Origin of the sequence: Deinococcus sp. (genome assembly GCF_018260555.1) — a bacterium.
Classification (GTDB): domain Bacteria; phylum Deinococcota; class Deinococci; order Deinococcales; family Deinococcaceae; genus Deinococcus.
Genome location: NZ_JAGLBB010000034.1, coordinates 24031 through 34894, shown reverse-complemented (window position 1 = coordinate 34894; position 10864 = coordinate 24031). Strand labels below are relative to the sequence as shown.

Here is a 10864-nt window from a genome sequence, read left to right as displayed (position 1 = left end):
ATTCTTCACCCTGAACGACCATGTCTGGCTGGACCATGATGTGGACCTACACTGCCCCGGAATCACACCGGGTTGCCAACTTGGTTCCTGGAATCTGCCTTCCAATCACTGGCTCTGCGGGGCCACTCTCTAGGTCTACCCCGATGGAATGGTCGTTGTAAACCATTCCATCAGGGTGCGTATCACTCGATCTCGACTTCTTTCGGATCGAAGGTGGCTTTCGGGAATTGCGGGTGCATGCTCTGCAGGGTGTCCAGAATGATCCGGCTGATCAGCAGGTTCCGGAACCATTTGCGGTCGGCGGGGATCACGTACCACGGGGCGCTCTCGGTACTGGTGGTCAGGGCGTCCTGGTACGCGCTGGTGTACTCATCCCACTTGGCGCGTTCGGTCAGGTCGCCGGGATTGAACTTCCAGTGTTTGGCCGGGTCGTCCAGGCGCTCTTGCAGTCGCGCTTTCTGCTCGTCTTTGCTGATATGCAAGTAGAACTTCAGGATGCGGGTGCCACCGTCCGTCAGGAGGGACTCGAAATGACGGATGTGCGACAGGCGGCGGGCGGCGGTGGAATCGTCGATCATGCCGTGCACGCGGGTCACGAGGACATCCTCGTAGTGACTGCGGTTGAAGACGCCGATCTGTCCGGCGCGGGGAGCCCGCTGGTGAACGCGCCACAGGAAGTCGTGCGCGCGTTCCTCCTCGGTCGGGACCTTGAAGTTCGAGATCTGCACGCCGTTCGGGTTGAAAGCACCCATGACATGCTTGACCGTTCCGTCCTTCCCGCCAGCGTCGCGGGCTTGCAGGACGATCAGCAGGGATTGCCGTCCCTCGGCATTCAGGCGTTCTTGCCAGTCAGCCAGCCCGACTTGCAGTTCGTCGGTCAGGGTGCCCCCCTCGTCCTTGCTGAGGGCGCCGTCGTCGTTGGTATCCCAGTCGCTGAGGTTCACGCTGCCGCCGGGTTTTACGCGGTACTTGTCTGGATTCATGATCCGGAGCGTACCACCCGTTGCCTCGCGGGGCGAAGGCGTGGCCTCCGAGCGGGGCGGTCAGGCCAGTGCCGGCCAGTGACAGTCCAGGCGCGGCGCTCAGACTGGTGTTCGCGGTGATAGTGGCATAAGGGCCGAACAGGAAGCCGCCACGATGCTGGCGCCCCGCACGTTGCGACGGCTCCCCAGGGCGTGCCTGGCGGCGCCGTTCAGGGCGGTAGCGCGTCTGGTATGCGGCTTCTGAATCGTTTCAGGGTGATCGCAGATACGCTACCATCACTCCAGCATGCCCCCTGCCAAGCCCAGCACCGCCCCCGGCTCACCCCGCGCCGGTGGCCGCGTCACCCTGCGGGACGTGGCCCGCGCGCTGGGAGTCAGTGTCGCCACCGTCAGTAACGCCTATAACCGGCCCGACCAGCTGAGCGCGGATCTGCGCCAGCGCGTCTTGCAGGCCGCCCGCGACCTTGGGTACACCGGCCCCGACCCCCTGGCGCGCAGTCTGCGCCGGGGCCGTACCGACGTGCTGGGCGTGGTGTACGGCGCCCCGCTGGAATACGCCTTCGCGGATCCCGCCGCCGCGCTGTTCCTGGGAAGCGTGACCCGCGCCGTGCAAGGCCAGGACCTGAACGTGCTGCTGCTCGCCAGTCCGCACGCCGCGCCGTGCCCCTCGGCCGCCGCCAACCACGACCCCACCGGCCCGGTCCGCGGTGCCAGCGTGGACGGCTTCATCGTGTACTGCACCGCCGAGGACAGTCCCCTGCTGCGCGCCGTTCTGGAACGCGGCCTTCCCACCGTGCTGGTCGATCAGGAATGCCATGAGGAGGCCGTGAACATCGGTATCGACGACGCCGGGGGCGCGCAGGCCGCCGCCACGCACCTGCTCTCGCTGGGGCACCGGCATCTGGGCGTGCTGTGTCTGCAACTGTCGGAGCAGCGCGCCAGTGGGCCGGTCAGTCCTGCCCGCGAAGCGCAGGTCAGTTACCGTACCAGCAGTCAGCGTCTGCGCGGCTACCGCGCCGCCACGCACGCCCACCCGGAGGTCACCCTGCACCCCACCGAGGTCATTCACAACACCCCGCAGGCCGGCGAGGCCCTGACCCTGGACCTGCTGCGCAGTCATCCGGACATCACAGCCGTGCTGTGCATGAGTGACGTGCTCGCCCAGGGAGCGCTGCGGGCCGCCGCCAGCCTTGGCCTACGCGTCCCGGAGGACCTCAGCGTGGTGGGCTTCGATGACCTGCCGGGCAGTGAGAGCCTGAACCTCACGACCGTCTGGCAGCCCACCGGCGACAAGGGTGAGCAGGTCGGGCAGGCCATCCTGACCCTGCTGGCCGGACACCCCGCGCCGCCCGTGACGCTCCCCACCCGGCTGGTCGTGCGTGGCACCACCGCGCCGCCCGCCCCGCAACCACAGGCGGCGCGCGACTGATATGGATTCCGATTGATTCGCTGCAGTTCTGAATCAATCCGAGCGGACGCGAGTAGGAACAGCAGACGGACTTCGCGGTATGGAGCCGCAGGCGGTGCTGTTCCGACTGTGGCGCAGTGGAGCGGCAGTCCGTCTGATTCGCCACGTCCCAGTCGCGCCTGCACTACCCTGGGCTTCATGAAGATTCTTGTGGTGGGCGGCGCAGGGTACATCGGTTCTCACACGGTCCGGCAACTGATCCGGGCCGGGCACTCGCCGGTCGTGTTCGACAACCTTTCCAGTGGGCATGCCGAGGCCCTGCCTGCCGAGGTTCCCCTGGTGCGCGGCGACCTGCTGGACGCGGACGCCGTGCGCGCCGCCCTGAACGCCCATCAGCCGGACGCCGTGATTCACTTCGCTGCGCTGATCGAGGTGGGGGAGAGCATGCGCGCCCCGGCCCGCTACTACCGCAACAACGTGGTCGGCAGCCTGAACCTGCTGCAGGCCATCACTGAGACCCGCAAGGTGCCGCTGGTGTTCTCCTCCACGGCCGCCGTGTACGGCACCACGGACCTCGTGCCTATCCCCGAGAACGCCGCCATGCAGCCCGAGAGCGTGTACGGAGAGACGAAACTCATGACCGAGAACATGATTCACGCGTTCCACACGGCGCACGGCCTGCCGTACACGGTCCTGCGCTACTTCAACGTGTGCGGCGCGGCCCCCGAGGGCGACATCGGCGAGGCGCACGCCGGGAAATCCCACCTGATCGAACTGGCCGCCCTGACCGCCCTGGGCCAGCGTGAGAAGATGTTCATCTTCGGGGATGACTACCCCACCCCGGACGGCACCTGCATCCGCGATTACGTGCACGTGCAGGACCTCGCTGACGCGCACGTCCTGGCGGTCGAGGCGCTGCTGGCCGGGCAGCGCACCCAGGGCACCTTCAACGTGGGCCTGGGCCACGGCTTTAGCGTCAAGGAAGTGCTGGACACCGTGGACGACGTGATCGGCACGCCCCTGAACCGCGAACTCGCGCCGCGCCGCGCCGGGGACCCCCCCCGCCTCGTGGCCGACGCCACCCGCATCCGCGAGGAACTGGGCTTCAAGCCGCAGTTCACGGACCTGAAGGAGATCGTGCAGACCGCCTGGAACTGGCACAAGGGCCACCCGCACGACTTCGGGCAGTGAGGCTGGCCCGGGCAGTGGCACTCGGCGCGCAACTCCCGTAGCCTGCGGGCATGACCCAACCCACTGCCGCTGACCTCGCCGCGCACACCGAACGCGGCCTGCGTGACCTTGCCGACCTCGTCGCCATTCCCAGTGTCTCCGCGCAGGGCCGCTCCCTTCCCGATGCTGCGCAGGCCGTCACGCGACTGCTGGAAACCGAGGGCTTCACCGTCCGCGAGTACCCCGGTCAGGTCGCCCCGATCCTGCTGGCCGAGGCGGGCGACGGGCCCTTCACGCTGCTGATCTACAACCACTACGACGTGCAACCCGAGGACCCCGCAGAGCTCTGGGACACCCCGCCGTTCGAACTGACGGAACGCGGCGGCCGCCTGTACGGACGCGGCGCCAGCGACGACAAGGGCGAGTTCATCTCGCGCCTCGCCGGATTGCGCGCCCTGAAAGACGCGCGCGGCGGGCACCTGCCCCTGAAGGTCAAGTGGTTGATCGAAGGCGAGGAAGAGGTCGGCAGCCCCAGCCTGGAGGGCTTCCTGGCCGGGCACGCCAGCGAACTGAAAGCCGACGGCGTGTGGTGGGAATTCGGGAGCATCACCCCGGAAGGCCGCCCCGTTCTGTACGCCGGACTGAAAGGCATCATCTGCGTGGAACTGCGTTGCCGCGTGGCCGCCAGCGACCTGCACAGCAGTAGCGGCGCGGTCGTGGACAACCCCCTGTGGCGGCTGGCCGCCGCCGTCGCCAGCCTGCGCGGCCCGGACGGCACGGTCCTGATCCCCGGCTTCCACGACGACGTGCGTCCCCCCAGCCAGGCCGACCTGGACGCCATCGCGCGGCTTGAAGGCCAGGGCGAGGCGCTGCGCGACACGTACGACGTGACCCGCCCCCTCGGCAGCGGCCAGGACTACCACACCCGCCTGAACCTCAAGCCCGTCGTGAACGTCAACGGCTTCCACGGCGGCTACGAGGGGCAGGGCAGCAAAACCGTCCTGCCCGCTTCAGGCATGGTGAAACTCGACTTCCGCCTCGTGCCCGACCAGCACCCGGACCGCATTGTGGAGCTGCTGCGCGCCCACCTGGACGCACAGGACTTCGGCGATATCGAGATTATCGAACTGGAAAGCCACCAGCACCCCGCCCGCAGCGACCTGAACGATCCCTTCGTGAAGACAGCCGTGCGCGTGGCCCGCGACGTTCACGGCCAGGAACCCATCCTGAACCCCAGCTCCGGCGGCAGCGGCCCCATGCACCCCTTCATGGCGCACGTCGGCGCGCCCGTCATCGCGCTGGGCATCGGGAATATCGGCGGCCGCGTTCACGCACCCAACGAGAACATCCTGCGGCGCGACTTTGCCAGTGGCGTGCGCTACGCCGCCGCGTTCATGGCCGCTCTCGCAGACGGAGTTCGCTAACTTCCACCACAGTCGGAAAAGCGCCGCCTGCGGCTCCGTACCGCGAAGTCCGTCTGCTGTTCCCACTCGCGTCCGCTCGGATTGATTCAGAACGGCAGCGAATCAATCGGAATCCGTATCAGACGGCTGACCGGGGACAGGGGGCCGGATGTGCAGCGCAGTCCGGCCTTCCTGCGCGTCATGCCTGCCCCGGCCTTGGCCCGAACGTCAGGGGCGCGTGACCCGGCACGGCCTTCGCTGCGAACTCGTGCAGGCCCAGCCGGTCCGGCGCTTCCAGGTGGTACCGGAAGTTCCACAGGTAATGCTGCACCACCCGCTCCGGCAACCCCAGCTTCTGCGCGTGCCGGGCCGCCACGTCCGCCAGATGCCCGATCCCGTCGCGCCGCGCTTCCCTCATCGCCTGCACCAGCGCGGGCGGCGGCGGGCGGTCCTTGCGGTACGCCCACACCGCAAACGTGAACGGATGCCCCGTCAGGCGGAACCACTCCTCCGCCAGATCCGTCACCGTGATTCCCCGCGCCGCGTGCGGCAGGCCGGTCATGGTCGTCTCCGGCGTCAGTGGCCCCACCACCCCGTACCACTCACGCAGCGCACTGTCCCCGATCCGCAGCACCCCATCGAAGCCCTGCGAGAGCAGCACCTCGGCCTCACCCTCGGCGCGCTCCAGCGCTGGGCTCAGGCCCCGCTCGCGCAGCAGCACCTCCAGCAGCGCCACACTCATCGCCGACTGCGCCGTCAGCGCCACCCGCCTCAGTTCCTCCAGCGGGCGCGTATGAAACAGGTTCACCGAGTACACCGGCCCCAGCACCGCCACACTGAAATCCGGCAGGGCCTCCAGCACATCCGCGTTCCGGATGAACTCCACGGCGCTGATGTTCGCAATATCCACCTCACCCGACAGCAGCGCCGCATTCATCTGCGTCGGTACGCCCGTGATCGCCGTCACACCCTCCGGCAGCACCAGCGAATCCAGAATCGGCGCAACATTCGTGAAATGAATCCAACCCGCCTTATAGGTCATGAATCACCAGTATTCCATCGGGTCGGGACGATTTCGGTCATCGAAACTGTGCCGCAATAGATCTTCGGACGTCACGTGGGTGGGACTGTCTGGCCAGAGGCTCGTCGTGATGTCCAGCAGCAGCGAGAGCGCCTGCTCCGTGACCCCTACGCGCCGCCTACCCAGCTCCCCGAACGATTCCAGCAGGCTGAGGCCGGACGAGCCCTGCTCTTCCAGTTTCCTGAACAGCAGACCACCTTCGAGGAGGCCACTGTCCTGGGCAAGCGCCACCTCCCTGGACAGGCGGAACAGATAGGCGGATGCCCAGGCCTCTGACGAGAGAGGCGGATTTGAAAGTTGCTCAAAGTCGACGTTGAAAGCCCGTTGCATGGCGCGCGTGAACGATATTGCGTCGGCCTTGAGAGGCTCAGCTGCGTTGCTATAGCGTTGAGCGTCCAGATGCGACTGGATTAGTTCACGCCGCCCGTACGTCACGGGATTACCTGCACGCTGACGGCCTGCCAGTGTCCGTCCTGGCGGGCGTAGACGCGCAGGAAGCTCTGCACGCGCGTGCCTGCGGCGTAGAGGGTGCCGCGCGTGATGGCCGTGTCGCCGTGCACCCGGGCAGCGTGCCGTTCGAAGATCAGTGGAGTGGTGGGGTTGGTCTGCATGCCGGTCAGGAGTTCCTGTTTCGTGACGGTGGTGCCGTCGTGGTAGAAGCCCAGCCAGTCGTCCGCCAGGACGGCGTCCAGGCGTCCCGGGTCGCGGTGGTGGTAGGCGGCGTTCCACCGGTCGTCCAGGGCGAGGATCAGGTCGAGGTCGCTGGGCTGGCCGGGCGCAGGCTGACTGGACACCGGCGGTCAGTCGGCGGCTTCGGTGGCCGGGGTGCGGGGGAAGGTCGCCAGTTCGTTGTAGTACGCGTCGCGCAGGACGGGGGTGCGGCCGGCGTGCTGGATCATGCGGATCATGCCCTGTTCGCTGAGTTTCATGGGGCTGGTCGCTCCGGCGGCGTGCGCGATGTGTTCTTCCTGGATGGTGCCGTCGATGTCGGACACGCCCCAGTCGAGGCTGACCTGCGTGAGTTCGCTGCCGATCATGACCCAGTAGCCCTTGATGTGCGGGAAATTATCGAGGTAGATGCGGGCCACGGCGAGGTTGCGCAGGTCGTCGAGGCCGGTGGTGAAGTCCGTCTTGCCGAGGTTCTGCGCGAGGTTATTCCCGAGCGGCTGGAACGCCAGTGGAATGAACGCGTGGAAGCCGCCGCCGAAGCGGGCCACGGAATCATCCTGCAACGTTCGCAGGCGGTCCATGTGATCCAGGCGTTCTTCGAGCGTCTCGATGTGCCCGTACAGCATGGTGGCGTTGGTGCGCATGCCCAGGGAGTGCGCCTCGCTGTGAATCTGCAACCATTTCTCGGCCTTGACCTTATTTTTGGCGACCTGGAGGCGCACGCGGTCGGCGAAGATCTCGGCGCCGCCGCCGGGCATGGCGGCCAGCCCGGCGGCCTGGAGTTCGCGCAGGACGTCCAGGGTGGGTTTCTTGCTGATGCGGCTCAGGTGCTCGATCTCGGCGGCGGTGAACGCCTTGACCTGCAGGTCCGGGAAGGCCTCGCGCAGGCCGCGTACCATTTCGGGGTAGTACTCCCACGGGTGGTTGGGGTGGTGGCCGCTGCTCATGTGCAGTTCCGTGATGCCCGGCACGTAGCGGCGGCGGACCTGTTCGGCCACCTGCTGCGGGTCGTAATCCCAGGCGCGTTCCTCGTTCTTGTGCGCGGCGAACGCGCAGAAGGTGCAGCCCACGTAGCAGATGTTCGTGAATTCCAGTCGCATGGAGTGAACGAAGTACACCCGGTCGCCGTGCAGCTGTTCCTTGCGCAGGTTCGCGAGCCTCATCAGGGTGTTCAGGTCGCGGGTGTCGTACAACTGCATGCCCTCGGCGAAGGTCAGGCGCTCGCCCGCCTCGACCTTCTCCACGATGGGCGCAAGTGCCGGGTCGGAAAGCCACTTCATACCGCGCAGCATACGCCCGCCCGGCGCGCGGGAATGTCCCCGAATCCCGCAATGCCCACCTGAACGAAATGTTCAGCCTCGCAGGTGGTGCGTCAGAGTCGTGACAGGCCCGTCAGATGGCTGGTCTGCCGGCTCCGGGTGAATGGTGGGCGAAAGCCGTTCCATCCGAGCGGACTCGGAGAGCTAGGCGGCAGAGCGGCTGGAAGCAGGGCGAACTGCCGGGCGTGAACTCTTTGGGTACAGGACATGGCCGGGTAGGCTACGCTGGGGGCGTGAAGCCGGAATCCGTTCGTCCTGAAACAGAATTCACGCAGCCGGACGGGCCGCCCGCCCCGGCCAGCACCCCGACCCAGATGACCCCGACCCAGTTGACTGCGACCCAGATGACTGCGGCCCAGTTGACTTCTGCCCAGTCGCCGCTCCGGACGGAGTATGCCCCGGAAGTCTGGACGGTGGACGGCATCGAGCCGACGCCGCACGGCCCGGTCGCGCGGCTGGAACGCCCGGACGGCCGGACCGTGGACCGCCCCCTGACCCAGTTGCCCCCCGGCCTGCGAGAAGGCGACCTGCTGGCCGTTGACGACGGCCCGGACGGCCTGAGCCTGCGCCTGCTGGCCGACGGCAGTGCCGCGCGCCGCGCCGCCAGCCAGGCGACGCTGGACGCCCTGAACGAACAGGGCCGCGACCCATCAAGCCACCTACTGTCAGAGAACCTGCCAGTCAACGTACCAGTCAACGACGACGGAGAGATCGACCTGTGAGTCCCAGAGCACCCGGTAAAGAAGCCCCCACACGGGCAGGCAGCAAGAAAACTGTCTCCCCAAAAGCATCCACGACCAAAGCCGCTACGCAGGGCGCCACGAAGGGCGCCGCCGCAAAGACCGGCAGGACCCGGGCGAGCAGTGCGAGGACCAGCGCCCGCACGGGCCGCCGCGCCGGGAAGGGCCGCCCCGGCACCAGTTCCTCGGACCTGCTGGGCCTGCTGGTGCTGGTCGTGACCGGTAGCCTCGCGGCGTGCGGCTGGATCCGCAACCAGGGCGGCGCCGACGCACCCACCAGCGGGCCTGTCACGACCGCCCCGGCTGGCGCTCAGGTCACCATCCGGTTTCTGGATGTGGGGCAGGGCGACGCCATCCTGATCCGCAGCCCGGAAGGCAAGACCGCCCTGATCGACGGGGGCCGCAGCTCCGAGCGCCTCAGCGCCCAGCTGGACAAGTACGGCGTGACCCGCCTGGACCTGATGATTGCCACGCACGCCGACGCCGACCACATCGCGGGCCTCGTGCCGGCCGCCGCCCTGAAACCCCGCCTGTTCATCAACAACGGCATGGGCGGCACCACCCAGACCTGGGAGCGGCTCGTGAAAGCCCTCCAGGGTGTGGACGCCACGTTCATGAAGGCCAGTAACCAGACCGTGAACCTGGGGAGCGTGAAACTGCGCGTCATTGCGCCCCCGCCCGGCATGCCCGACGATCAGAACCTGAACAGCGTCGGACTGGCCGTGCAGTTCGGGGAGTTCCGCGCCCTGATGACCGGCGACAGCGAAAGCCCGGAAACCGAGGGGTGGATGGCGCAGGAGCGCGCGGACCTGCGCGGACCCTTCCAGGTGTACAAGAGCATTCACCACGGGGCCGCCAACGGAGACACCGCCGGATGGCTGGCAAGCGTGCGGCCGCAGAACGTGGTTATCAGCGTCGGGCACAACAGTTACGGGCACCCGACCGATTCGGCGCTGCGCCTGTACCGCCAGAGCGGCGCGCGCGTGTACCGCACCGACCGTCAGGGGACCGTGACCTTCCAGGGCCGCGCGGACGGCACCTACACCGCCGACACCGAACGCTGAAGTCCGCCCCGGAACCCGCTGCTTTCCTGCTTGCATTCGCTCGGATTGATTCAGAATGGCACCGGATCAAGCGCAGTCCGTATGGCTCAGGCGGGGTGGTGGGGGGGCTTCCACGTGGACCTGCTGGCCGGTCAGCGGGTGCCGGAACCGCAGGGTCCAGGCGTGCAGCCAGTACCCCAGGTCGCCCGGCAGGCCCGGCAGGTCCGGGAGTGGCGCGCCGCCCGGGCCGTACAGCGGATCGCCCAGCAGCGGGTGCCCGGCGCTGGCCAGATGAATGCGGATCTGGTGCGGTCGGCCCGTGTGGATGTTCACGTCGAACAGCGTGGCCCCGCTCCTGCGCTCGCGGACGCTTGCCACGCTGCGCGCCGCCTTCCCCTCCGGACTGGCCGCGAACACGCTGCCCAGGCGCGGGTGTGGGACCGGCCCGATGGGCGTGCGGATGTCCAGGGTGTCCCAGGTGGGCACGCCCGTTCCCAGCGCGCGGTACACCTTGTGCACCTCGTGTTCCCGCCACGCGCGCGACAGGGCCGATCCGGCCTCGCCGGTGCGTGCGAACAGCACCACGCCGCTTGTGCCGCGCCCCAGGCGGTGCAGCGGACTGGCGCCCGGAAACTGCAGGCGCACCTGCGTGAGCAGCGTGTGCGTCAGGAAGCCCGCGCCGGGCAGGGTGGGCAGGCCCGGCGGTTTACTCACCGCGACCAGCGAGTCGTCCTGCCACAGTACCGCGTACTCAAGGGGAGCCGCCTCCTCCCGCCACGGCGGGCGGCGCCACACCACCACGTCACCCGCGCGCAGTCGCTCCTCCCCGCGCGCCCGCACGCCGCGCACCTCTACCTCGCCCGCCGCGAGCCTTGAGGCCCACACCGCCGCGCCGGAATGCCGGAACGACTCGCTCAGGAACGCCAGCACGCTCACGCCCCCCACCTGCACCTGCGAGCGGAACGCGAACCCGTCGTTCGAGGGAGCGTCGTCCGTCATGGCGTACAGGGTACGCGCAACGCGGGGCCGGTGCCCTTGCGGCGCCCAG

The 10864-nt window shown here is 68.0% G+C and carries 11 protein-coding genes; 5 read left to right on the top strand and 6 right to left on the bottom strand.

Annotated elements, in window-relative coordinates:
• Nucleotides 1-182: 182 nt before the first annotated feature.
• Nucleotides 183-983 carry a polyphosphate kinase 2 family protein gene (locus tag QZ271_RS08240; RefSeq protein ID WP_291430372.1) on the bottom strand — a complete coding sequence of 267 codons (801 nt, stop codon included), beginning with the start codon at nt 981-983 and terminating at the stop codon, nt 183-185.
• Nucleotides 984-1269: 286 nt separating this feature from the next.
• On the opposite strand from QZ271_RS08240, the gene QZ271_RS08235 reads away from it, so the two are divergent.
• The 3 genes from QZ271_RS08235 to QZ271_RS08225 all read left to right on the top strand — a co-directional run bounded on the left by QZ271_RS08235 (nt 1270) and on the right by QZ271_RS08225 (nt 4985).
• Nucleotides 1270-2412 (top strand): LacI family DNA-binding transcriptional regulator, encoded by a 1143-nt coding sequence (locus tag QZ271_RS08235; RefSeq protein ID WP_291430370.1) that lies wholly within the window; start codon nt 1270-1272, stop codon nt 2410-2412.
• A gap of 177 nt (nt 2413-2589) precedes the next feature.
• Entirely contained in the window at nt 2590-3582 is a 993-nt protein-coding gene (gene galE / locus QZ271_RS08230; protein WP_291430368.1) for a UDP-glucose 4-epimerase GalE, read from the top strand.
• A 50-nt stretch (nt 3583-3632) separates the two neighbouring features.
• Entirely contained in the window at nt 3633-4985 is a 1353-nt protein-coding gene (locus QZ271_RS08225; protein ID WP_291430366.1) for a M20/M25/M40 family metallo-hydrolase, read from the top strand.
• 178 nt (nt 4986-5163) lie between these two features.
• Here the strand turns inward: QZ271_RS08225 and QZ271_RS08220 are convergent, their stop codons facing one another.
• Genes QZ271_RS08220 through mqnE form a run of 4 tightly spaced genes read right to left on the bottom strand, consistent with a single transcriptional unit; the run spans nt 5164 to nt 7994 of the window.
• Nucleotides 5164-6006, bottom strand: a complete 843-nt coding sequence (locus QZ271_RS08220; RefSeq protein WP_291430364.1) for a menaquinone biosynthetic enzyme MqnA/MqnD family protein — start codon at nt 6004-6006, stop codon at nt 5164-5166.
• A 3-nt stretch (nt 6007-6009) separates the two neighbouring features.
• Nucleotides 6010-6480, bottom strand: a complete 471-nt coding sequence (locus QZ271_RS08215; protein ID WP_291430362.1) for a hypothetical protein — start codon at nt 6478-6480, stop codon at nt 6010-6012.
• Nucleotides 6477-6839 (bottom strand): nuclear transport factor 2 family protein, encoded by a 363-nt coding sequence (locus QZ271_RS08210; protein WP_291430360.1) that lies wholly within the window; start codon nt 6837-6839, stop codon nt 6477-6479. Before QZ271_RS08210 ends, QZ271_RS08215 begins: the two co-directional genes overlap by 4 nt.
• 6 nt (nt 6840-6845) lie before the next feature.
• Nucleotides 6846-7994, bottom strand: coding sequence for an aminofutalosine synthase MqnE (mqnE, locus tag QZ271_RS08205; RefSeq protein WP_291430358.1), 1149 nt, complete (start codon nt 7992-7994; stop codon nt 6846-6848).
• A gap of 272 nt (nt 7995-8266) precedes the next feature.
• On the opposite strand from mqnE, the gene QZ271_RS08200 reads away from it, so the two are divergent.
• Both QZ271_RS08200 and QZ271_RS08195 read left to right on the top strand, forming a co-directional pair.
• The gene (locus QZ271_RS08200; RefSeq protein ID WP_291430356.1) at nt 8267-8755 is read left to right on the top strand and encodes a DUF3006 domain-containing protein; all 489 of its coding nucleotides are present in this window, start codon (nt 8267-8269) and stop codon (nt 8753-8755) included.
• Nucleotides 8752-9837, top strand: a complete 1086-nt coding sequence (locus tag QZ271_RS08195; protein ID WP_291430354.1) for an MBL fold metallo-hydrolase — start codon at nt 8752-8754, stop codon at nt 9835-9837. The genes QZ271_RS08200 and QZ271_RS08195 overlap by 4 nt, the downstream gene beginning before the upstream one ends.
• Before the next feature lie 66 nt (nt 9838-9903).
• Here the strand turns inward: QZ271_RS08195 and QZ271_RS08190 are convergent, their stop codons facing one another.
• Nucleotides 9904-10815, bottom strand: a complete 912-nt coding sequence (locus QZ271_RS08190) for an RluA family pseudouridine synthase (RefSeq protein WP_291430352.1) — start codon at nt 10813-10815, stop codon at nt 9904-9906.
• Between the last annotated feature and the right edge of the window lie 49 nt (nt 10816-10864).